Origin of the sequence: Oscillatoria salina IIICB1 (assembly GCF_020144665.1) — a bacterium.
Taxonomy (GTDB): Bacteria; Cyanobacteriota; Cyanobacteriia; order Cyanobacteriales; family SIO1D9; genus IIICB1.
On sequence record NZ_JAAHBQ010000021.1, the window covers coordinates 45,424 to 66,657 of the forward strand.

The following is a 21,234-nucleotide window of genomic DNA, read 5'->3' on the forward strand; positions in this document are numbered from 1 at the left end:
TAAAATATTCTCTAGAAATAGGATTGAGTCAAATAGCAGCAAAATCCTCAGCGTTTTGATGAAGATTTGATGAAGCTGTTTCTTTCAGTTCTTAATTAAATTAAATATTTAGTTCAACTTGAAAAGTAGTTTTTAGATAAACAAAAGTAACAGTCACTATCTCAACGAAGAGAAAAACTAAGTTACGCGACCAGTAGTTTATGCTACCCTAGCGGCATTGAGGAGTGGACGAGGTAAAAAAATGACGAAAAAGTTGGTAGGATTGTTGTTTGGGGGACGTTCTGGGGAACATGAAGTTTCGATAAGTTCCGCACGCGCGATCGCCGCAGCCCTGCAAGCAGACACAAATCAGACAAAATACGAACTACTGCCAGTTTACATCCAAAAAGACGGCATTTGGCAAGCCGGGGAAGTTGCTCAACAAGTCTTAGACACAGGAAAACCCTTGCAAGGGGAAACCGAGAAACAACAACTTTGGCAATTTCCCTCGCAAGTAACCCAAATAGACGTTTGGTTTCCGATTTTACACGGTCCAAACGGCGAAGATGGCACAATTCAAGGATTGTTGAGTTTAATGCAAGTTCCCTTCGTGGGTAGCGGCGTGTTAGGTTCGGCTGTGGGAATGGATAAAATTGCCATGAAAACTGCCTTCGCCCAAGCAGGACTGCCCCAAGTAAAATATATGGTAGTTAATCGTTCTCAAATTTGGTCGAGTCCCTGCGTTTTTCCCAAACTTTGCGACGAAATTGAAGCTACGTTAGACTATCCTTGCTTTATTAAACCAGCTAACCTCGGCTCATCGGTAGGAATAACAAAAGTTACCTCGCGTAGCCAATTAGAAACTGCTCTCGATAGCGCTGCTAGCTACGATCGCCGTATTATTATCGAAGCGGGAGTTGTCGCGAGAGAAGTCGAATGTGCAGTTTTAGGTAACGATAACCCCAAAGCTTCAGTTATTGGCGAAATTACCTACAATAGCGATTTTTACGACTACGAAACTAAATATACTGAAGGACTCGCCCAATTACTAATTCCAGCACCAATACCAGAAAATATTGCCACACAAATTCGGGAAATATCTTTAGCTGCTTTCGCTGCCATTGACGCTGCGGGACTTTCTAGAGTAGACTTTTTCTATGTAGAAGAAACTGGCGAACTTTTGCTGAACGAAATTAATACTTTACCTGGTTTTACTGCTACCAGTATGTATCCTCGTCTTTGGCAATCATCGGGGGTAGAATTTCCTCAATTAGTCGATCGCTTAATTCAGTTTGCTTTAGAAAGATAGGGCTTTAATTATTAAGTAAACGCAGCGCTCTGTGTAGCTTCATTCTTGATTTTAGACTTTAGATTTTTCAAGCCAAAATCTAAAGTTCTAAAGTCTAAACGATCGCTGTTTTGTGGGCAGAAGTAGATCGGCTACCGCCGTAGGAGATATTTCAATCTGGTAAGCCATATTTTTCCCGAAGTTCAGTAAACGCTTGCTTCAGAGGTATCCCTTTCCCTTGCTCAAATTCTTCAATACTTTTGTTGAAACTCCGAGAGAGGATAAATTTCACTCAGACTGAGCATAATATTTTCAAAAAATTATTAGATAATTTCATGCTAACAGTTAGAAATTGTTTTGTCTATTTGGCGATTATCATGAGGATGTCTACGATACCCTCTCGCTGAGGTATCGCCTTTTTTCATGATTGCTTAAAGGCGATCGCGTATTGATTAAGTTTGATTTGAATAATTCTTTTCAAGTAATTAAAAAAGGAAAATGAAATTAATTTTCTGGTTTCTCGTATTAATTGCTTCTGTAGGGGCAGCACATTGGGGTTCCGATCAATTAGCAGATCCCTTGCAAAAATTGCGGCGAAGGTGGGGCTTGACAGAAGCGGCGGGTGCTGCATTTGTGGCTTTAGCTACAGCTAGTCCAGAAATAGGGACAAATACGGCGAGTGCTATCCAAGGTTTGTCAGATATTGGATTAGGAAATTTACTTGGTTCTAATATTATTTCAGTTCCAGCGATCGTAACTGTAGCTTATATCGCCTCGCAAAAATATCAAGGACGAGGAATACCTTTACGCATCAAACCCGAAGCCTTGACGATCCAAGCAATCCCTTATTTAATAATTATCGCGATCGCCGCTATCTTGACTTTACCCGCACCTTGGCGAGGTTTACAACCCATTGATGGTTGGATCATGCTCGCAGCTTATTTAGTTTACCTCGCTCAGGCAATTATCCGTCAGCGACAAAGCGCTCAAGAAGTTAATTGGCAGCGAAAAGAGATTTTGGTAGCTTTTTTAGGTGTATTGGTATTAGCTGCGGGTGCTTATTTAATCGTCACTGCTACCGAGCAAATTGTGACTATTTTAGGCATTTCCGAGCTAATTGGCGGATTGTTGATCGCTTCCACTTTAAGTATCGCCCCAGAAGTTTTTGCGACTTGGAATGTGGCGAAAAGCGGACAGATAACAGCAGCAACCACAAGCGTGATTGCTGACAATACCGCAACGATGACCCTAGCTTTTTTCCCTTTAGCACTAGTAACGTTACCCATCGAAAATTTACTCTTATTTTCAGTTAATTTAACTTTTGTGGGCTTGCTAGCAGTAGTTTATGCAGGATTTATTTATTGGGGAAGCGAGAAAAACAGTTTTGAACTTTGGGAAGTGCTGGTACTGAATGGTATTTATGTCGCTTATCTGTGTATTATCTTATTTGGAGTTTTGCGAGTTTTTGGTTAGTTGTTACTGTTTGTAAATTAAAAGGAGATCGCCTTGGAACGGACATTTATTATGATTAAGCCTGACGGCGTACAGCGCAACCTAGTTGGTGAGGTAATCAAGCGTCTGGAAGCAAAAGGCTTTACTTTAGTAGGTTTAAAAATGATGTCAGTCTCCCACGAACTGGCGGAGAAACACTACGATGTCCACAAAGAAAGACCTTTTTTCAAAGGTTTAGTGGAATTTATCACCTCCGGTCCAGTAGTTGCTACCGTCTGGGAGGGAGAGGGAGTTGTTGCTTCATCGCGAAAAATCATTGGTGCAACCAACCCCCTTGCGGCTGAACCAGGAACTATTCGCGGCGACTATGGTATTAGCATAGGTCGGAACCTGATCCACGGAAGCGATGCAATTGAAACCGCACAGCGAGAAATTGACCTTTGGTTTAAAGATGAAGAACTGGTGAGTTGGGAACCAAGTATAAAATCCTGGCTCTACGAAGAAAACTAGTCACGATTTGCCAGTACCCGCAATTATCCCTGGAAATTTGGGAACAATTACGATCGCGGGTATTGGTTACGACTGAGAGAAAAAAGAGATTTAAGCGATCGCTCCCCAATTTATTCTTCAGTTTGAGGAGAAGATTTGGCTTCAGTTCGTTGAGAGAAACCCCAGATAAAGACAGCCGCGATCGCCACAATCATCACCCATTCGGGAGGAACAAAATCTGGTTTAAGTGCTTTGAGCAAAAGTCTGATCCCCACAAATCCCACAGTGATGTAACCAGCATCTTCTAAGTGAGTATATTCATCGAGCCAGCGAATAAACAATCCCGCCAAAAATCTCAAAGCGATCACCCCCATAGTGCCACCAGCAATAATTAACCAAGTTTGATCGGAAACCGCGATCGCTGTAGTCACACTATCGAGAGAAAAAGCTAAATCCGTAATTGCGATAATCGGAATTGCTTGCCAAAGCGTTGAAAACTGGCTTCCTTTACGATTGTGGTCTTCATCTTCTGGAGAGCTAAAGTAATTAAAAACTAGCCAAAGTAAATAAGCAGCCCCCGCCACCTCAAACTGCCAGAACTGAACTACCCAGGTGGCAGTAATAATCAAAGCGATCCGCAGCACATAAGCTGCTACTAAGCCAAAATTGAGGGCGCTACGCTGAAGTTTAGGGTCTTCTAGTCCTTGGGCAATAGATGCCAAAGCAACTGCATTGTCTGCTGATAATACTGCTTCTAGCAGGACGAGGATCAGCAAAATTAACGGAGTGTGAAATCCGATTTCCAAAGGAATGTCGAGAGCGTGGTCTAGCATTAATGGTGTTTTAACGGCAAGGGCAGTACATGGCAAAAAAAAAGCTTATTTAGCTCCTACTATTACTCAGCTTAACGGTTTGAGTCAGACTAATCAAAAATTTTGTCCTTTAGGGGATTGGGGAGGAGGGGATTGGGTTCAGTTATCAGTAAACAGTGAAAAGTTTATTCGCTAATTGCTTGTTGTCTCCAATCTCTACTGCTAAGTGCTAACTGTTCGCTGTTCGCTGAAAACCCTAATCCCCAATAACTGGTATTTATATTGAGTATTGTTACGATTCGTTTCATCTAAGCTTTACAATCGCCCATACTTATCTAAAATCCTGAGAAAATCTTCGGGTAAGAATCTCAGCAAAATAGGAGTTTATCTAATATGGGTATATCTGACACTCAAGTTCTGGTTGCTTTAGTTATTGCGCTAATCCCCGGTATTCTTGCTTTCCGCTTATCAACAGAACTCTATAAGTAGATTAAGCGAGAAAGGAGTCTTAGATAGCTTGAGTGAGGCTACTAAAGCACTCCCAGAACTGTGTAATCGAGGTATAGACAAAATAGTACCCAAGGAATTTGGGGAAAAGAAATTAGCTGTCAAGTCAAGCTGTCAGGGGCATTTTACCTAGATAAGTGGCATAGGGCAGCAAGATCCAATCGCGAGATTAGAAGCCACCACTATACAGCCTAAGCAGTTAGTGGTGGCAGTAATCACGACAAAACCAAGACAGTCTGCCCTTCTTAGCTTTGAGTAATTAGGGTAGACTGTTTTTTGTGAGTTAAAAGAGAGTGAAAGGTGAAAAAGAAAGCCACAAAATTACTTTTTTCGCTAATTTCCCGATTATTTTCGTCAATTACTGTACATTGTCTGATAACATCAATTTGCCTGTTATACTTGCTATTCGGCGATCGCCGAACCCGGATTTTGGCTGCCAACTAGCAAACTGCAAATGAAAAAGGTATCGTAGGTTAGGCAACTCACCGATCTCTAGACACCAAGAGAAGATAGCAAGATGCTATTGATAGTCATGGCGTTTGCTAGCTACTGTTGACCATATTTTTCTTGTTCGGGCGGCAAATTGCTGCTTTTACCACATGGTTACCTCATAATGAACGCACTTCAAACTACAAGACCTTTAGAAGAACCTCGTCGTCGAACTACCCGCCGACCTCGACATCGTCGCCGTTACTCTCAGGGCGCGGTTGTCGCGGAAATTACCGTGAAAATACTGGTCAATGGGGTATTATCAGCAGCAGCGATCGCGGCTTTGCTGAAACTTTTACCTTACCATCTCTCTCAACAAGCTAAACTACGCGAGGTTCGTACTGAAGTGAAGCGTACCGAACAGCGAGTTAATGAGTTACGCGATCGCTTTAGTTATAGTTTCGATCCTCATCAAACGCAAAATATTATGCAGGAGCAAACAGGGCGAGTTCAGCCGAATCAACTTCGCGTTGTTTGGTTAGAGAAGAAAACTGATTAGTTTTTTTAACCTTATTGGATGGGTTTGAGTAACTCATTTAACCAGTTTTGTACTCGCTGTGAGTGCAAAACTGAGCCTCGATCGTTTTGAAGCAGGGAAAGGGCGTGTTGATAATCGGCGATCGCGCAGTTCCAATCTCCTCGCAAATGATAAGTACGTCCTCTTTCGGTATAAATGCGTCCTTGATAGCGCTGTCCTAACATTAAGGCGAGATCGAGGTTTTCGAGGGCGAGATCGTATATCCCCAGTTCGCGCCAAGCGATCGCTAGATTGATCCGGGCGCGGAGATTAGCTGGATTATAATCTAAAGCTTGGTCATAATCGGCGATCGCCGCAGCTAAATCGCCTACTGCTGCATAGTAATTAGCTCGGTTATTATAAGCACTATCAAGTCGGGGATCGATTTCTATGGCTTGGTTATAATCTGCTAAGGCTTGCAAAAATTGATGATTTTTAAAATGCAGCAATCCTCGGTTATTATAGTGAGCGGCATTTTGCGGCTGGCGAGCAATCAGTTGAGAAAGAGTTGCGATCGCTTCGGCGTATTTACCCTGTTCCACTTGTTCTCGCACCTTAGCTTGTAAATCTGACTCTGATTGCTGTTGATTCTGGACAAATGTGGCTTGGATCGGATATAAACGTTTGATAAGTGCGTTATACAACTTGTTTCCCGGTACCAAGTAGCCATTGACCTGCTGGTGTTGATCTAATAAAATTTTAGCGTTCATAGTATCCTAAATAATCGATCTAGTCTTCTTATCTACTCTCAGGCTAATAGGTTGTTTTTTTGGGATTATGCAAGTTGTGTCAGAGTAGAATTTGTCCTGAATAACACAGATTCTCTCGCTTTTTCGGCAACCTTCAATAACCAAGAACGATCGCGCCAAATTGGCGTTTCGGCAATAGCAGCCTCGATCCCTTGCTGACAAAAAACTACAGCGATCTCGGTGACGTTTTCGGAATTGTCACCTCTTTGTGGCTAGCCAGAGGATCGCGATCGTTGGTAAAATTCACCCAGTATCGAAATTTATCGTCCTATGGCAACAGCAACTTTGTTTCCTAATGCACCAGACGTTTCCGCCGATGATTACTGCATCTTTGGTTTAGCTACTTGCTTCCTCCGCGATGAGGGAGAAATAACCGAAGTTCAAGTTATCGAACCGATCCCTTCAGCCGCTTTGGAAGCGATTCTTAAAGGTATTCCTACTTCTTACAAGTTCGCTTGTGCAAAACCAATAGGCGAGTTTTTTGCTGATGAAAATTTGCAAAAGCCTGCTGAATTTCCTCCATCAGCCCAATTTAGCGATAATTTTACTGAGCGAGTTGTCGCCGCAGCACGTAGCTATAAACATCGTCCAGAAGCGCAAAAACATCTTCCTTTGGGTACAACTAAGGACGATTTTAACTATTCTCTTGAGCGCAAGCGAGTTCTCAATAATGTTAACATCGTTAGCACTGAAGACAATGTTAAACAGCACGCCTACACTCATCAAGTTCTCTAGATTTTAGCTTACTATGTTAAAACTTTATGGTGGTTCCCGGAGTCGGGCATCAATCGTTCAATGGTATCTGGAAGAAATTAATGTTCCTTACGAATATGTGTTGCTGGATATGCAAGCAGGGGAACATCGGCAACCGGAATTTTTGGCAATCAATCCTTTTGGGAAAGTGCCAGCAATTGTTGAAGGGGATTTTAAGCTTTGGGAGTCGGGAGCAATTTTGCTTTATCTGGCGGAAAAATATGGCAAAATGCCTGATTCTCTCGAACAAAAAGCGGAAATTACCCAATGGGTATTATTTGCTAATGCAACTCTGGGGGTGGGAATTTTTGTCGAAGCCAACCGGGAACGGGAAATGCCGAAACTGATGAGTGCATTAAACCATATTTTTGAGCAGAAACCGTTTGTGCTGGGAGAAGAGTTTACTGTCGCTGATGTGGCTGTGGGTTCTTATTTAGCTTATATCCCGATGATGCTGCAATTAGATTTGAGCGATTATCCCGCAGTCATGGATTACATTAAGCGTATCACCCAGCGAGATCCTTTTCAAAAAGCTATTGGTAGCAGATAACTGAAAAATTGTCAAGACTTTTGGGTGGTTAATGAGTAATAATTCTTAACCAAGAAGACGGAAAAAGCATCCTTTTTTAAGGATGCCTTTTTGTCTTTTAAATTTAATCTTAACGGAACCCAACTGCGGCTTGCCAAACGAAGGCTAGCAACAGAAAGAATAAAGGAATGAGTGGTAAAACATCCACAAGCGGGTCAAAAATTTGGTAAGCTTCGGGAAGTTTGGCTAAAAGCAGTGCTGCTTCCATGAATTTATGTTCCTTTCCAACACAGTTTTCTGAATTTATGATAAAAATTTTAACATGAAGCGGTTTCGAGCCAATGACCGAACTCAGAAACAAAGCGATCGCCTAAAATTGCTGCTCGAATTTCCACAGTAAAGCGAATCAATTCTGTAATGTTGTGAAGAGAAAGTAAAATATAACCAAGCATTTCGCGCGATCGCACCAAATGATTTAAGTAAGCGCGAGTAAAATGTTGGCAAGCATAACAAGTACAACTTTCATCTAAAGGTTGAAAATCTTCGCGAAACCGAGCATTTTTCAGATTCCAACGTTCTCCTCGCACCAAAGCCGTACCATGTCGTCCTAAACGAGTAGGGATCACGCAATCAAACATATCCACACCCGCAGCGATCGCCTGCGCCATTTCGCGATAAGTACCCACTCCCATTAAATATCTCGGCTTATCTTGAGGCAAATAAGGCGCAGTTGCTCTGACAATATTATTAATCAACTCTGGAGGTTCCCCCACACTCACCCCACCGATCGCATAACCAGGAAGGTCAAATTCTGCCAAAGACTTCGCCGCAGCGATACGCAACTCTGGATACACACCACCTTGAACGATACCAAACAAAGCTTGCTCTTGAGGGCGCTGGTGAGCCTTAATACAGCGCTCCAACCAACGATAAGTACGTTCGGTAGCGACGATTACCTCTTCCTCAGTCGCCGGATAAGGAGGACATTCATCAAAAGCCATAATAATATCCGCACCGAGAGCATTTTGAATCGCGATCGATCGCTCTGGTGTAAAATCAATAATTCTCCCATCCCTTGGCGAGCGAAAAGTTACACCTGCATCCGTAATTTGCCGCAACTCGCTCAGACTAAATACTTGAAAGCCACCCGAATCAGTCAAAATCGGACTATTCCAACCCATAAAGCGATGCAACCCACCTGCGGCTTCAATAATCGCCTCTCCAGGTTGCAAATGCAGATGATAAGTATTTGCCAAGATTGTTTGCGCCCCTGCCGCTTTTAACTGGGCTGGCGTCACACCCTTAACTGTACCCACAGTTCCCACAGGCATAAACCGAGGAGTTTCCATAATTCCATGAGGAGTATGAAAAACACCCACTCTTGCCCGAGTGCGACTGCAACAGCTTTGAGATTGAAAAGAAAATCCCACTTGTAAATTACTCAGTACAAAAAAAATAAGATAACAAAATAAGTAGTTAAAAATCAATAAAAATATGAGACTCTAGGAGAGAAATTAGCTTCAAGTTCCTAATCTCTGCCCTAGAGTGATTTTCGTCCGGGTATTCGATGACTAGACAAGACAAGATAACTTTTAAAATGGGCAATCATCCTCATCTATTTGTACGTCCCACTTAGCAGAAAGAACTTGCGTTACCATCGCTTCAAGTTCAGCCGCATCCAAATTTTGCGTTCTGGAGTCTTGTAAAGGATTTAGACAAGGAGTGAGTCGAAGCTGACGATTATCTTGTACTAACTCCAAATAAGTTTCTTTTTCTGAAGACTGACACAGATGTAAGTAATCAAAACTTTGGACGTTGATATAGAGAGAATAATTAGCAATTAAGGTAGATTGTTGAGAGTCAGAAAAGACTTCTAAAATGCAACCCTCACCTTCATTTACTATCTTGCCATCAAGAAAATGAACGTAACGAACCCTACCTAAATTAGTTAACAAGCGTCGCATATCGTCTTTATTGACGATAATGCCAGTTTCGATGATGCAGGGTGCAGGTAGTTGGTGGGAAAACTTGTCGTAACTCATAGAAAAAAGCTATTTGTGGGAACTGGGCTTAGATTGCCATAAAATGAGCAAAAAAGATAGATAGCTCAGACCCTCAATTTTTTTTTGAGGGCTAGCATAAAAATCTTACCGCGATCGCTGGTAAGCTACAAAAGTTAGGTTTAACTTTTGCACTTAGCAGCAAATAAGGTACAAATCCTGCTGTTAATTACAGTAGGCTACGACACAATCTTAGCCTAAGTTTTCTGCACTGTTACCCGAAAATTTGCTTATTTAATTGAGATGAGGGAATTTCAGCTTCACCAAATAAAAGAATTAGTCGAAAGATGGACGCGATCGCTGTTGGGAGCGGTTATTTTTTACACTGTTATTCCTCTACCTCAAACTTGGCAAATGGATTTTACGCGGGTTGCACGTTGGGCTACTGGGATTGGTTTACTGTTAGGAGGATTATTGGGTTTACTCGAGTGGAGTTTACAGTGGCTGGGAATGCCGATTTTAACTCGTAGTGCTGTAGTCGTGGCAGTTTGGCTGGGTTTGACGGGAGGATTGCATTTAGATGGTGCGATGGATACCGCCGATGGTTTAGCTGTGTTAGATAAACAGCGACGTTTGGAGGTGATGCAGGATAGTGCGGCTGGTGCTTTTGGCGCGATCGCGGCGGTATTATTATTGTTGCTGAAAACTGTGGCTTTGAGCGATCTCGGTTCCCCGCGCTGGTTAGCTTTAATGGCGGTTGCTGGTTGGGGACGTTGGGGACAAGTTGTAGCGATCGCCTTTTACCCTTATCTTAAACCTACTGGTAAAGGTGCTTTCCACAAAGAAACTATTCGTCCCTTGAGCGATCTTGCTTTCGGACTGGTATTGTTGTTTACTGTCAGTGGAGTAGTAACTTGGCTCGATCCGGTTCGCTGGTGGAAAGGAATTTTACTCGCTTTTGCTGGAGCTGCGATCGCGGTAATTACTGGTACCTTTTTTTATTGGCAGTTCAGTGGATTTACTGGTGACGTTTACGGTGCTGTTGTCGAGTGGACAGAAGCAATTTTTCTTTGTTTGCTGACCATATTTTTCTGAAATCAGCGAACAGTAAACCAGAAAAAGTAATTGTCCGTATTTAACATAATTAACAAGAATTGTCAACTTTTAACTAATAACTGGTTGCTGCTCGCTGACTAACTTTTTAGTTTACAGGTCGCAGACGAGTTACTTTCAAAGTAAATTTACCTCCACCAGTTTCGCCAAAAGCACGAACCCGAACAATATAGGAACCAGATTCATTAATTCTGGCAAATAAAAGCGAGTTGGTACTACCATCGGGACCATCATCATTTTCAGCGACTGTAGAACCATCGTTAGCAATCAGAGTGACAATCGTATCGAACTCGTCAGAAAGTAAATCGATCGCTACTTGATCGCCTTCTTCTAATTCAACCAAGTAGTCACGGGAAAATCCTCCCTCACCCGTAGGAATATCTTTTTCGGAAAGCGTATCGGCAACTTCGTCACCTGTAGGTATGGAAACAGGATTGTACATCCTATTTTGCGCTTTGACTGGTACAGTGTGTAATCCTACCGTCAGCAAAGTAGCGCTAAAAAACAAAAATGAGTACCAGCGACAAGCAAAAAGTTTAGTCATAGATTTCGGACAAATGAAGCTTGAACCCGTCTATTATGTCTTAGATCGGCTAGGTAGCAAATAGTGAGTGAGATTAAACTATTCACCAACTCAACTCACTTTTCAGCTAACTTAGCTCAATTTGAGAGTCGTCACCAATCATAAAGCGTAGAGCTTTTGGTCGTTGAGGAGCAACGTTTAGTTTAGCGCGCTGTCCGATCACACTATCAACGATACGTTGATTAATATTGAGGACTTTCGCTCCTTCTAGAATAACGCTATGGTCGAGTTCGGAATCGATGAGCGTGACGCGATCGCCGATACTACTATAAGGACCGATAAAACAGTTTTCGATCCGACAGTTGTCACCAACGATCGCTGGACCTCGGATCGTGCTGTTGATAATTTCCGTATTAATACCGATTTCTACTCGTCCGATAATTTGCGAGTCTGGGTTAACTTTCCCCTTAACTGAAGGTGTGAGATAGCTATCGAGAATGATTCGATTTGCTTCGAGGAGGTCATCTTTTTTTCCTGTATCCAACCACCAACCTGTAAGTTGAGTTGCTTGGATGTTACAGCGACGATCGATCGCGCGTTGAATTGCATCGGTGATTTCTAGTTCCCCACGCGCAGAAGGTTGAATTTCGGCGATCGCTTGATGTACGATCGGCGCAAAGAAGTACACTCCGACTAAAGCTAGATTTGAAGGAGGATTTTTCGGTTTTTCAACTAAACCTAAAAGTTGTCCGTTGGGGGCTACTTTGGCTACCCCAAAAGCACTCGGATTTTTTACTTGTCGCAGCAGAATTAAAGCATCTAATTGTTGTTGCTCAAATTGCTCTAAAAATTGACTCAATTGGTCTTCAATCAAGTTATCTCCTAAATACATTACAAAGGGAGAATCACCCAAAAAAGGTTGAGCAACTTTCACCGCATGAGCGAGTCCTGCTGGTTCGGCTTGTAAAATATAAGTAATTTTCGCCCCAAAACGAGAACCATCACCTGTTTTCGCTTTGACCTCTTCTCCAGTTTCCGGACTAATAATAATCCCAATATCGGTAATTCCTGCTGCCGCGATCGCTTCTATTCCATACCATAAAATCGGTTTATTGGCAACAGGTACAAGTTGTTTTGCTCCAGTGTATGTTAGAGGACGTAAGCGAGTTCCTTTACCGCCAGACAGAATTAATGCTTTCATTAGTTATCAGCGATCGTGTAGCCGCATTTACCAGTTATTAATTATTACTATTCCCTTTTGTCTCTTTTAGTTCTTGGCTTTTAATTCTTGTTTTAACATCTCTGTTAAAGATTGTCGCCAATGGGGAGGATAAGTTCCCAAAACTTGTTGAATTTTAGCACAATTTAACACCGAATACGCAGGACGTTTTGCTGGAGTCGGATATTCTAAGGTAGTTATGGGAATAACACGCTGAACTTGCAAAGGTAAATTCAACTTTTTTGCTTCTGCAAAGATAGCCACCGCGAAATCGTACCAACTAGCGATTCCACTATTTGTGTAGTGGTAAATTCCCGAAATTGCTGGATTCAGATGAGGAATGAAATTAGCGATCGCGCTAGCTAAATCTCTCGTCCAAGTAGGACTACCAATTTGGTCAGCTACTACCCGAATCTCGTCTCTTGCTGCTCCTAATTTTAACATGGTTTTGACAAAATTGCCTTTACCTTCGTTTCCATAAACCCAAGCTGTACGCAAAATTAGATAATTTTCGCAAGCAGATTTAATTGCTTCTTCTCCTGCTAATTTACTTTCACCGTAAACATTAATCGGCTTAGTTAAGTCTGTTTCTTGATAAGGAGAGCTTTTTCTACCATCAAAGACATAATCTGTCGAAACATGAATTAAAAATGCTTGTAGCTCTTGCGCCACTTGAGCTATTATTTGGGGGGCATCAGCATTAACTTTATAAGCTAACTCTACTTCAGTTTCAGCTTTGTCTACAGCCGTATAAGCAGCAGCATTGATAATTATTTTTGGTTGAATTTGCTCAATTAATTGAGGTAGTTTTTCTTTTTCAGTTAAGTCAATTTCTTTACGTCCGACTGCTATAATTTTTTGTCCAGAAGAATTAAGGATTTGCTTTAATTCTTGTCCGAGTTGACCATTTTTTCCAAAAATTAGAATAGGTTTCATACAGCGATCGAGAAAATTTAATTATTTTGCTTCAAGGACGCTAAGTAGTTGATGTTAAGTGTTTTTATTGACTTTATCAAAAAGGAGATTTTGTGATTTTTATCGCCAAGTCGCATTCGGCGGAGCCGTTCTCGCTTCGAGTAGTCGCTAAGGAAAAGATGCTCAGGGATTTTGGGTTGATAAGTTAGTTGTTTTTTGGCAATTTTTTATTGGGTTTAGGGGTAAAATTCGGCATTTTTAAATGGTTTACCTGCTCGATCTTTGGCAGAAATTATGGGAGAATCAGATAAAGACCAATTGATGTTTAATTCGGGGTCGTTCCACAGAATAGTTCGTTCGTGTTCTGGTGCATAATATTCGGTGGTTTTATAGAGAACTTCGGCGATTTCAGAAATTACTAGAAATCCGTGAGCAAATCCTGGAGGTATCCAAAGTTGTCGTTTATTTTCTGCGCTGAGAATACAGCTAATCCATTGTCCAAAAGTAGGCGAAGTTTGGCGAATATCGACAGCTACGTCGAAAATTTCCCCAATAACTGCTCGAATGAGTTTACCTTGAGGTTGTTGGATTTGATAATGTAAACCTCGGAGAACATTTTGACGCGATCGCGAATGATTATCTTGAACAAAATTAGGTGAAATACCTGTTTTTTCGGCAAATACTTGTTGATTATAGCTTTCATAAAAAAAGCCGCGATCGTCGCCAAAAATTTGCGGTTCAATTATGAGTATTTCTGGTATTTCAGTAGGTATAACTTTCATTTTTTATTTCAAGTAAAAACAGGAAAAAAATAATGTTAACTGATAATTCTTCACTGATAACTGCTAACTGCTAACTGATAACTGTTAACTGCTAACTGCTAATCACCAATTCCTCGAAGAATTTCCACAGTTGCTTGTCCGGTTTTTGCCCAACTAAACTGACTTGCACGTTGTAAACTGAGGGTACTAAGCTGCGATCGCAAATCATCATCGTTAGCAATTTCTTGCATTGCTGCGGCAATTTCTCTGGTATCATAAGGATTAACTAGAATACCAGCATCGATCGCTACTTCAGGTAAAGAAGACAAATTCGACGTAATTACCGGAGTACCACAAGCCATTGCTTCTAGTACCGGAAGTCCGAAACCTTCCCAGAGACTAGGAAAAACTAGAGATATCGCTTGATTAATAATTAGCGGTAACTCTTGTGGGCTAACATAATCAAGAAACTTGACGCGATCGCTAACTCCCAACTCTTCAGCTTGGATAATCAACTTGGGTGTATAGCGTTTATCTGGCGATCCAGCTAACCATAGTTCGCGATCGCTGTCAACTGTAGCAAAAGCTTCAATTACTCGATGTAAATTTTTATAAGGATCGTGACGACCCAAATAAAGAAAATAGCGCCTTTTCGAGTAGGAGTCAACACTCAGGGGACGAAAGCGAGAAGCATCGTAAGCGAGAGGAATAGAAGTAATTTTGTCAAGAGGAATTCCCCAAAAATTAACAATATCTTTCGCAGTCGCTTCCGAGTTACAAATAATATGTTCCGCTTGCTGTAAAACTTGCGGAATATAGTAACGAAAATAAGCTGTGAGGGGCGAAAAACGCCGGGGAAACCGCAAAGGAATCAAATCGTGTACCATAACTACAAAGCGACAGTTAGCGTACAGAGGGGCTTCAGGAATCGGAGAAAACAGCAGACGCGACTCTAGCTTTTTCGCAATTTGGGGTAACTGTTGCTGCGTCCAAATCAAGCGACGCAAATGTCCTTTACTACCTTGTTCCGGTGTCATATTACCAGGTATCGGGTAGCAGGGATAGTTCTTTGCTGCTTGCCAAATCTCAGCCGCCGAGTTAGATATTAATAAAGTGGGTTCGATTGGTTTTAAATAAGGAAAAAGATTAGCAGCATAAGTTGCAATTCCAGTTGGTTTGGAAAAAAGAATTGAAAGATTGATTAAAGTCATTATTTAGATAGAGGTTAAGGCTTTTCCATTCTGGTTAGCTCAAAGATAGTTATATCATTTTTTCCTTAAAAGTGGGTAAATTTGTAGAGACGTAGCAATGCTACGTCTCTATTTGTGTTCTTGCAGTTAATCTCAATTTTGGACTAAAATGATACAGATTTTTGACAAAAAATCTGTTAATAATGTAGTTAGTTGTATCCTTTTCTCGACTTATTTCACGACGTTTTCTATGCCGGATTTATATGTCTCTTGGTCAGAGTACCACGAAAAAATCGAAACTTTAGCTGTAAAAATTTATCAGTCTGGTTGGAAATTCAATCAGATTGTTTGTATCGCTAAAGGAGGGCTAAGGGTGGGTGACATTCTTTGTCGAATTTATCGTCAACCTTTAGCAATTATTTCTGCTTCTTCTTATCTTGGTGAAGAAAATCGCATTCGCGGGGAAATCACTTTTTCCGACCATCTTTCCATGACTACTAAAAGTTTAGGTAGCAAAGTTTTATTAGTAGATGATTTAGTAGATTCGGGAATTAGTTTACAAGAAACTATTAACTGGTTGCAGCAGCATCGGGGTACAGAAATTGAGGAGATACGAACTGCTGTGATTTGGTATAAAGATTGTTCGCAAATTGTTCCCGATTACTATGTAGATTACTTACCAGATAATCCTTGGATTCATCAACCTTTTGAACCCTATGAATTGATAACTCCGGCTGAGTTAGCTGCGCGGAATCAACAGTTGGCTTTTAAATAGCTAGGGATAGTTTCAGGGGTAGCCACGGGGGGCTACCCCTACGGTTTAATTATCGAGGAAGGTTTGGACTTCGCCGTCGGGTTTGAGGACGAGGCGAATGCGGGGATTTCCTTGTCTTTCGATGGGAGAAACAAAGGGTTCGCCAATTAAAGGGATATCTGTCCAATCGATGTTGTGTTTTGATGCTTCTCCCAAGGGAATAATGCGCTGAATTGTGCCGTTTTGATTGAGTACCAGGCGGTATTCTAAGGTTTGGGTTAATCCGTCTGGTGGAACCCATCTCGCTTCAAAGTATCTTCTCGCTTCGCCTATTTGAGGTATGTTGTCAAATAAGGTGTCGCCAGTGGCTTCGCGGGCTACACCAGAAGAGGTGGCTAGTTCGGGGTTTGCTTGGGGTTGGGGACTAGGTGAGGGACTAGGTGAGGGACTGGCGGATCTGGTTTGTTGCTGGTTAGAGGTTTTGGGTGTGAGTGTTGGGCGATCGCTGGGAATCGTGGGTTGAGTTGTGGGACTCGCGGCGATCGTTGGTTGGGGTGATGGGGTTTCTGCTTCTACTCGTGTGGTATTCGGGCGATTCGCGGGTTCTGGTGGCGGTACTTCGGGTTTAACTGCTTGGGGTTCGGGGGACACGCGAGGAGGTGTCGGATTTTCTCTGGGAGGTACTTTCGGCGCAACTGCGGTTGCTGCTGGTGGTGTTTGCGGTTTTTTCGGTTGTGTCTGCTGAGTTTGGGGTTGTACTTCCAGCGTTTGCTGTTGAGATTGCTGTGATGCAGATTGATTTTTTTGCTCCTGTGGCTGTTGCTGTGGCTCAGAGGAGTTAGAATTATTATTTCTTTGGGGTTGAATGGCTTGAGAGGTGGTTTGTCCTGGATTCGGCTTAACTTGGACAGCAGGGGGGGGTGGTAATTTTTCGGCTGAGTTGAGATTTGGCGGTAATGTTGGTGTAGGTTGGGGGCTTTGATTGGGTGAGGTGGGAAATAAATCGGGAACTAGGGCGATCGGTGCTTCTTCGTTGTAGAGTAATTGATCTTGTTCGGTTTCGCTGCTAGCTACGGAATTTTCTGAACTTGGGCTGTCAAAATCAACTACGCGCGCGATCGCTGTAGTTAAACCAACTGCTAAAATTGCGGCGGCGGCAGTACCAACCCAAATTGGTTTACGTTCTCCTTTAATTCCTTTGAGTTGGGGTAAGGTGTCTAGTTCGGAGCTATACTCTTCTAAGGCGGTGGCTAAGTCGAATAATTGCAACACGGAAAGATTAATCGAAATTCCGGTTTCATCGTTAGCGAGAGAACCAAGAAATAAGTCATGAGCAAGCAATCCTCTGGCTTTAAGATAGGGAGTTGTGGCTAATGCTTGGACTGAAGGTTGTCCTTCTGGGTTGGGTTGAATTTGAGTGGGACTGTATGCGGAGAAACTTTCTGGTTTGCTGCTAGCAATTAAAGGTGTCTGAGGTGTGGGATTGAGGAGAAATTCTTGGACATAGACTGTGACTGCTTCACAAAGTAATTCTAATTGAGCGCGATCGCCACGAATACTTACTTGTTGGTCTTCGGGAACTCTGGGATCGTCAAAACGAAGCTTGAAACGAACGTTTTTCAGCAAAGGACGATCTCGCCATCTGGATAAGGGCGAGGTTTTTGCCATAATTTCCAGAGTGCAAGTCGGGGGGGTGTAACGTCGAATGACTGAGTTAGAAGCTAGCATAGTTTTTCCGGGTGTCATTTATTCTTTGTCATTTGCTTCTCGTCTTGGTGACTGAGGACAAATGACTAATGACCAGTAAGCGATCGCTATTTAACGTTAACGTGAGTGGTCGAGGAGTGCTAACCAAAGACGGCGATGACCGTTAACTGCACTATAAAACAGCAAGTCGATCAGCAGTTTAAATGCTAGATCGTTAAGATCCTCTGGTGAAAGCTCTTCGGTGTCTTCCATGCGTTCTTCATAGGTGTTGCTAAAGCCATCGAGATAATCTCCTAGTAAAGCAGCGCGATGGGGTTCTTTGTTTTGTTCTACCATTTGTTCGAGTAAACTAACCGCACGACGAATTAATTCTTGGTGCTGTTTGGCGAGATGGCAGATAATCAAAACTAGCGATCGCGCTTCTTCGACATCGAGTTTTTTCCTTCCTCCTGAACTTCTCCGTCGGGGGTTGGACTGACGCAAGCGCCATAAGCCCACACGGTCGGCGACAATTGACTTGAGGTTGAGTTCGTCTGCTGCTTGTAGCATTGCTTCGGAACCGATGCCTGTCAAAGCTTCTAAAGCCAATAATATCAAGTCTAGGTGGGTTTTGATATTTTCCAGTTGTCCTGCTTCTGGTTCGTTAGCCAAAGGCAGATCGTCTAACTGGGGAGATGAGGTCGGTACATTAGCGGTCGAACGCATAACTATAGCTTAAGGAATTTTCTCGGTTTCGGTTTCCCTGTTACCATTGTTGAAACCGACTACCGAATTTTAAGGGTAGTTTCTCACAAGCTTATCCAATCTAGCGGCGATCTAGCTCAAATTCGCGATTGTCACTCCTGCTCCTCCTTCATTTTGCGGTGCTAGCTCGAATTTTTTCACTTGAGGATGCTGTTTTAAGAATTCTTGCACTCCTTGGCGCAATCGTCCAGTTCCTTTACCATGAATTATCCAGAGGACGCTTTCACCGTTGGCTGCGGCTTCAGCGATCGCGCGATCTAACTCAATCTCGGCGTTGGCTACTCGGCTTCCCCGCACGTCTAGGGTGTTTTTTGATGTCCTGATTGTGGGTTTGGTTCCCGTTGTGGCAGGTTTGGGGTTGACAGGTTCGGCTTTTTGTGCTTTTGGTTTGTCTACTTTTTGACCGTCGAGAGATTCGAGGTCGTAAATTGGGAGGGTCATTTTCATTAAGCCGAATTTGACAGTTACTTCGTCGTTATCGGGAATTTCGAGGATTTCCGCAGTTTGACCTAATCGCGGGATTTTCACTCTTTCCCCAACTTGAGGACGATAATCGGGTTTTTGCTTGGGTTTCTCTTGCTTGGGTATGCGAGTTTCGGCAATTTTATTCAGTGCATCGGTTGCTTTTTGGGCTTTTTGAGCAGTTTTTGTCCCTCGTTGTAACTCGCGAATTACTTGAGCAATTTCTTCTTTCGCTGCGGCGATCGCGTCGCTAACTGCTCTTTCTTGTGATAATTTTAAGTCTTTTTCTCGTTGTTGTAAATTATTTGCTCTTTGGGATACTTCTTGATAAAAAGTTTCGGCTTTTTTCAGCAATTGACTAGCTTCTTTTGCCTGATTTTCTTGTTCTCTTCGTTGCGCTTCTAAACCAGCAATAACTTCATTAACATCTTGGGTAAAACCACCCACACGATTTTGGGCTGATTCGACAATTTCTGAATTTAACCCCAAACGACGAGCAATTGTTAAAGCATTTGAGCGACCGGGAATACCCCATAATAAACGATAAGTTGGTTGAAGAGATTTGTCATCAAATTCTACCGAAGCATTTTCAAAGCGATCGTCTTGATATTTCAGTGCTTTTAATTCACCATAGTGAGTTGTAGCGACAGTTAAACGTACCCTTTCACAGAGATATTGTAAAAGCGCGATCGCTAAAGCACTTCCTTCGGCGGGATCGGTTCCTGCCCCTACTTCATCTAATAATACTAAGCAAGAATTAAGCTTGGCAAATTGATTTTCCTCAACCGAATTATCTTCAGAAGATTCTCCCCCAATTGCTTCAATAATTCGACTAATACGACGAATATGACCAGAAAAAGTAGACAAACTTTGTTCTAAAGATTGTTCGTCACCAATATCAGCTAAAATTTGTTCAAACCAAGGTAATTCTACAGGTTCTTTCGCCGGAATAAATAAACCCGCTTTCGCCATTAAAGCTACCAAACCGAGAGTTTTCAACGTTACCGTTTTTCCGCCTGTATTCGGTCCAGTAATCGCGACAACCCGAATTTTTGGGTCAACTAAAACATTAATTGGTACAGGTTCCGTCCCTTGTTCGTGTTGATGTTGCCAAACTAATAAAGGATGGCGTAACTGACGCAAAGTTACCGTTTCCTTAGCTTCAATAAAGCGAGGCGGATTCGCTTCTAACCATAAACTATAACGAGCCTTGGCGGTTGCTAAATCGAGAATTGTCGCAACTGCGAGTAACTGTTCTAAATCAGCTTGAACTTCAGCAATTTGGGCGCTTAATTTCCGCAAAATTGCTTCTTCTTCAACTTGTTCTTGACGCTGATATTGTCGCAGTTGATTGCCTAAACCAACAATACTGTTTGGTTCGATATATAGAGTTGCACCTGTACTCGAAGTATCGTGAACAATACCCGGAATCGCATCCTTTTGCGGCGCTTTTACGGGAATTACAAAACGAGAACCCCGTTGAGTAATTGTTAACTCTTGAACAGCACCGCTTTGTCGCTGCAAAATATTATTCAGCTTTTGATAAATTTTGTCTCGGTAACTCTTAATTTGAATGCGGATATTAGCTAACTTAGGACTAGCGCGATCGCTAACTTTAGCGCGATCGTCGATACAGCGATGAATTTCTTGTTCTAATTCTGGATAAGTTCGCACCGTAGCGACTAACTCAGTTAAAGTGGGGACATCCTCTCGATCGTCGATTGTGCGTCGTAAACGTCTCATCCCAGAAAGAGTCGTCGCGATCGCCAAAAGTTCCTCTCCCGACAGCATTCCCCCTAATTCTGCTCTTGACAGCGACGCACCAATATCCTCAATTCCCTCAAAAGACAATCCCGAAAGCAAATGAGTTTCCAACTCATAAACTTCCTTCGTTTGCGCCAATAACTGTAAACTCTCAGTTTGAGACGCAGGCGGCTGCAAATGACGCGCCGCCACAGCACCCAGTTTCGTCGCTGCAAATGTAGACAAATGCTGGCAGAGACGACTCCATTCGAGTAATTCTAATGTTTCTGCTTGAATCAAGGTTTATCGTTAATAGTTTCCGTACTTCATGATGTAGTAATTTTAGCTTAACTAGCTAGTGAGTATAACCGTCCTGAAGAAGTAGGGATTGGCGATTGGGGAAATCGCGTTGAGACATTGGTGGTAAATGCAGCTAAGTGAATTACTACAGCCGTCTTCGATGTGAAACAGCTAATCTTTTCAATTTAATGGCACTGACTGTAATACAAAATCCCATTAATCGCCAGTAAGTCAAAGCT

General features: G+C 42.4%; 23 protein-coding genes. 9 read left to right on the forward strand and 14 right to left on the reverse strand.

The genetic code is table 11. The features are described 5' to 3' along the window. Nucleotides 1-241 precede the first annotated feature (241 nt). The 3 genes from G3T18_RS08085 (at nucleotide 242) to ndk (ending at nucleotide 3,229) form a co-directional block, all read left to right on the forward strand. Nucleotides 242-1,288: a D-alanine--D-alanine ligase family protein gene (locus G3T18_RS08085; protein WP_224410036.1), complete on the forward strand. Its 1,047-nt coding sequence runs from the start codon at nucleotides 242-244 to the stop codon at nucleotides 1,286-1,288. Nucleotides 1,289-1,765: 477 nt separating this feature from the next. Next, nucleotides 1,766-2,740, forward strand: a complete 975-nt coding sequence (locus G3T18_RS08090) for a sodium:calcium antiporter (protein ID WP_224410037.1) — start codon at nucleotides 1,766-1,768, stop codon at nucleotides 2,738-2,740. A gap of 33 nt (nucleotides 2,741-2,773) precedes the next feature. Beyond that, the gene (gene ndk, locus G3T18_RS08095) at nucleotides 2,774-3,229 is read left to right on the forward strand and encodes a nucleoside-diphosphate kinase (RefSeq protein WP_224410038.1); all 456 of its coding nucleotides are present in this window, start codon (nucleotides 2,774-2,776) and stop codon (nucleotides 3,227-3,229) included. Between the two features lie 110 nt (nucleotides 3,230-3,339). On the opposite strand, the gene G3T18_RS08100 is transcribed toward ndk, so the two are convergent. After that, nucleotides 3,340-4,041, reverse strand: coding sequence for a TerC family protein (locus G3T18_RS08100; protein ID WP_224410039.1), 702 nt, complete (start codon nucleotides 4,039-4,041; stop codon nucleotides 3,340-3,342). A gap of 372 nt (nucleotides 4,042-4,413) precedes the next feature. Here G3T18_RS08100 and psaM point away from each other — a divergent pair, with 372 nt between their 5' ends. Then, nucleotides 4,414-4,509, forward strand: coding sequence for a photosystem I reaction center subunit XII (gene psaM, locus G3T18_RS08105; protein ID WP_224410040.1), 96 nt, complete (start codon nucleotides 4,414-4,416; stop codon nucleotides 4,507-4,509). A 263-nt stretch (nucleotides 4,510-4,772) separates the two neighbouring features. Here the strand turns inward: psaM and G3T18_RS08110 are convergent, their stop codons facing one another. Then, nucleotides 4,773-4,967, reverse strand: coding sequence for a hypothetical protein (locus tag G3T18_RS08110; RefSeq protein ID WP_224410041.1), 195 nt, complete (start codon nucleotides 4,965-4,967; stop codon nucleotides 4,773-4,775). Nucleotides 4,968-5,140: 173 nt separating this feature from the next. Between G3T18_RS08110 and G3T18_RS08115 the strand changes: the two genes are divergently transcribed. Next, the gene (locus G3T18_RS08115; protein ID WP_224410042.1) at nucleotides 5,141-5,515 is read left to right on the forward strand and encodes a slr1601 family putative cell division protein; all 375 of its coding nucleotides are present in this window, start codon (nucleotides 5,141-5,143) and stop codon (nucleotides 5,513-5,515) included. Nucleotides 5,516-5,526: 11 nt separating this feature from the next. On the opposite strand, the gene G3T18_RS08120 is transcribed toward G3T18_RS08115, so the two are convergent. Further along, nucleotides 5,527-6,243, reverse strand: coding sequence for a tetratricopeptide repeat protein (locus tag G3T18_RS08120; protein ID WP_224410043.1), 717 nt, complete (start codon nucleotides 6,241-6,243; stop codon nucleotides 5,527-5,529). A 309-nt stretch (nucleotides 6,244-6,552) separates the two neighbouring features. Here G3T18_RS08120 and G3T18_RS08125 point away from each other — a divergent pair, with 309 nt between their 5' ends. Beyond that, nucleotides 6,553-7,017, forward strand: a complete 465-nt coding sequence (locus tag G3T18_RS08125) for a hypothetical protein (protein WP_224410044.1) — start codon at nucleotides 6,553-6,555, stop codon at nucleotides 7,015-7,017. 13 nt (nucleotides 7,018-7,030) lie between these two features. Continuing rightward, nucleotides 7,031-7,585 (forward strand): glutathione S-transferase family protein, encoded by a 555-nt coding sequence (locus G3T18_RS08130; protein ID WP_224410045.1) that lies wholly within the window; start codon nucleotides 7,031-7,033, stop codon nucleotides 7,583-7,585. A 109-nt stretch (nucleotides 7,586-7,694) separates the two neighbouring features. Here G3T18_RS08130 and G3T18_RS08135 read toward each other — a convergent pair whose 3' ends face one another. From G3T18_RS08135 to G3T18_RS08145, 3 genes are all read right to left on the reverse strand, one after another. Beyond that, on the reverse strand, nucleotides 7,695-7,832 hold the full coding sequence (locus G3T18_RS08135; protein WP_048868254.1) for a photosystem II reaction center protein K: 138 nt from the start codon (nucleotides 7,830-7,832) through the stop codon (nucleotides 7,695-7,697). Between the two features lie 49 nt (nucleotides 7,833-7,881). After that, nucleotides 7,882-8,994, reverse strand: a complete 1,113-nt coding sequence (gene tgt / locus G3T18_RS08140; RefSeq protein ID WP_397333921.1) for a tRNA guanosine(34) transglycosylase Tgt — start codon at nucleotides 8,992-8,994, stop codon at nucleotides 7,882-7,884. A gap of 162 nt (nucleotides 8,995-9,156) precedes the next feature. Continuing rightward, entirely contained in the window at nucleotides 9,157-9,606 is a 450-nt protein-coding gene (locus tag G3T18_RS08145; RefSeq protein ID WP_224410046.1) for a hypothetical protein, read from the reverse strand. Nucleotides 9,607-9,867: 261 nt separating this feature from the next. Between G3T18_RS08145 and cobS the strand changes: the two genes are divergently transcribed. Beyond that, complete coding sequence (gene cobS / locus G3T18_RS08150) at nucleotides 9,868-10,659, forward strand: adenosylcobinamide-GDP ribazoletransferase (RefSeq protein WP_224410047.1); 792 nt, start codon at nucleotides 9,868-9,870, stop codon at nucleotides 10,657-10,659. 106 nt (nucleotides 10,660-10,765) lie between these two features. Here cobS and G3T18_RS08155 read toward each other — a convergent pair whose 3' ends face one another. The 5 genes from G3T18_RS08155 to G3T18_RS08175 form a co-directional block, all read right to left on the reverse strand. Next, nucleotides 10,766-11,221: a PPC domain-containing protein gene (locus G3T18_RS08155; RefSeq protein ID WP_224410048.1), complete on the reverse strand. Its 456-nt coding sequence runs from the start codon at nucleotides 11,219-11,221 to the stop codon at nucleotides 10,766-10,768. Between the two features lie 106 nt (nucleotides 11,222-11,327). Beyond that, complete coding sequence (locus tag G3T18_RS08160) at nucleotides 11,328-12,401, reverse strand: glucose-1-phosphate thymidylyltransferase (RefSeq protein ID WP_224410049.1); 1,074 nt, start codon at nucleotides 12,399-12,401, stop codon at nucleotides 11,328-11,330. Nucleotides 12,402-12,467: 66 nt separating this feature from the next. After that, a complete protein-coding gene (gene rfbD, locus G3T18_RS08165; RefSeq protein WP_224410050.1) occupies nucleotides 12,468-13,355 on the reverse strand; it encodes a dTDP-4-dehydrorhamnose reductase in 888 nt (295 codons plus the stop codon). A gap of 215 nt (nucleotides 13,356-13,570) precedes the next feature. Next, complete coding sequence (gene rfbC / locus G3T18_RS08170; RefSeq protein WP_224410051.1) at nucleotides 13,571-14,116, reverse strand: dTDP-4-dehydrorhamnose 3,5-epimerase; 546 nt, start codon at nucleotides 14,114-14,116, stop codon at nucleotides 13,571-13,573. Between the two features lie 98 nt (nucleotides 14,117-14,214). Continuing rightward, nucleotides 14,215-15,306, reverse strand: coding sequence for a glycosyltransferase family 4 protein (locus G3T18_RS08175; RefSeq protein WP_224410052.1), 1,092 nt, complete (start codon nucleotides 15,304-15,306; stop codon nucleotides 14,215-14,217). Between the two features lie 229 nt (nucleotides 15,307-15,535). Here G3T18_RS08175 and G3T18_RS08180 point away from each other — a divergent pair, with 229 nt between their 5' ends. Then, the gene (locus G3T18_RS08180) at nucleotides 15,536-16,060 is read left to right on the forward strand and encodes a phosphoribosyltransferase (protein ID WP_224410059.1); all 525 of its coding nucleotides are present in this window, start codon (nucleotides 15,536-15,538) and stop codon (nucleotides 16,058-16,060) included. Nucleotides 16,061-16,105: 45 nt separating this feature from the next. Here G3T18_RS08180 and G3T18_RS08185 read toward each other — a convergent pair whose 3' ends face one another. The 3 genes from G3T18_RS08185 to G3T18_RS08195 form a co-directional block, all read right to left on the reverse strand. After that, nucleotides 16,106-17,785 carry a DUF4335 domain-containing protein gene (locus G3T18_RS08185; protein ID WP_224410053.1) on the reverse strand — a complete coding sequence of 560 codons (1,680 nt, stop codon included), beginning with the start codon at nucleotides 17,783-17,785 and terminating at the stop codon, nucleotides 16,106-16,108. A 78-nt stretch (nucleotides 17,786-17,863) separates the two neighbouring features. Then, complete coding sequence (locus tag G3T18_RS08190) at nucleotides 17,864-18,451, reverse strand: DUF3038 domain-containing protein (protein WP_224410054.1); 588 nt, start codon at nucleotides 18,449-18,451, stop codon at nucleotides 17,864-17,866. A 111-nt stretch (nucleotides 18,452-18,562) separates the two neighbouring features. Further along, nucleotides 18,563-20,995, reverse strand: coding sequence for an endonuclease MutS2 (locus G3T18_RS08195; RefSeq protein ID WP_224410055.1), 2,433 nt, complete (start codon nucleotides 20,993-20,995; stop codon nucleotides 18,563-18,565). Nucleotides 20,996-21,234 lie beyond the last annotated feature (239 nt).

Excerpts from the sequence above, each read along its gene's own strand:
- psaM (WP_224410040.1), top strand. The coding sequence starts at position 4,414 with ATGGGTATATCTGACACTCAAGTTCTGGTTGCTTTAGTTATTGCGCTA.
- G3T18_RS08185 (WP_224410053.1), bottom strand. The coding sequence starts at position 17,785 with ATGACACCCGGAAAAACTATGCTAGCTTCTAACTCAGTCATTCGACGT.
- G3T18_RS08125 (WP_224410044.1), top strand. The coding sequence starts at position 6,553 with ATGGCAACAGCAACTTTGTTTCCTAATGCACCAGACGTTTCCGCCGAT.
- G3T18_RS08100 (WP_224410039.1), bottom strand. The coding sequence starts at position 4,041 with ATGCTAGACCACGCTCTCGACATTCCTTTGGAAATCGGATTTCACACT.
- G3T18_RS08155 (WP_224410048.1), bottom strand. The coding sequence starts at position 11,221 with ATGACTAAACTTTTTGCTTGTCGCTGGTACTCATTTTTGTTTTTTAGC.
- cobS (WP_224410047.1), top strand. The coding sequence starts at position 9,868 with ATGAGGGAATTTCAGCTTCACCAAATAAAAGAATTAGTCGAAAGATGG.
- G3T18_RS08135 (WP_048868254.1), bottom strand. The coding sequence starts at position 7,832 with ATGGAAGCAGCACTGCTTTTAGCCAAACTTCCCGAAGCTTACCAAATT.
- G3T18_RS08085 (WP_224410036.1), top strand. The coding sequence starts at position 242 with ATGACGAAAAAGTTGGTAGGATTGTTGTTTGGGGGACGTTCTGGGGAA.
- G3T18_RS08160 (WP_224410049.1), bottom strand. The coding sequence starts at position 12,401 with ATGAAAGCATTAATTCTGTCTGGCGGTAAAGGAACTCGCTTACGTCCT.
- G3T18_RS08175 (WP_224410052.1), bottom strand. The coding sequence starts at position 15,306 with ATGACTTTAATCAATCTTTCAATTCTTTTTTCCAAACCAACTGGAATT.
- G3T18_RS08115 (WP_224410042.1), top strand. The coding sequence starts at position 5,141 with ATGAACGCACTTCAAACTACAAGACCTTTAGAAGAACCTCGTCGTCGA.
- G3T18_RS08090 (WP_224410037.1), top strand. The coding sequence starts at position 1,766 with ATGAAATTAATTTTCTGGTTTCTCGTATTAATTGCTTCTGTAGGGGCA.
- rfbC (WP_224410051.1), bottom strand. The coding sequence starts at position 14,116 with ATGAAAGTTATACCTACTGAAATACCAGAAATACTCATAATTGAACCG.
- G3T18_RS08120 (WP_224410043.1), bottom strand. The coding sequence starts at position 6,243 with ATGAACGCTAAAATTTTATTAGATCAACACCAGCAGGTCAATGGCTAC.
- G3T18_RS08180 (WP_224410059.1), top strand. The coding sequence starts at position 15,536 with ATGCCGGATTTATATGTCTCTTGGTCAGAGTACCACGAAAAAATCGAA.
- G3T18_RS08145 (WP_224410046.1), bottom strand. The coding sequence starts at position 9,606 with ATGAGTTACGACAAGTTTTCCCACCAACTACCTGCACCCTGCATCATC.
- rfbD (WP_224410050.1), bottom strand. The coding sequence starts at position 13,355 with ATGAAACCTATTCTAATTTTTGGAAAAAATGGTCAACTCGGACAAGAA.
- G3T18_RS08130 (WP_224410045.1), top strand. The coding sequence starts at position 7,031 with ATGTTAAAACTTTATGGTGGTTCCCGGAGTCGGGCATCAATCGTTCAA.
- G3T18_RS08190 (WP_224410054.1), bottom strand. The coding sequence starts at position 18,451 with ATGCGTTCGACCGCTAATGTACCGACCTCATCTCCCCAGTTAGACGAT.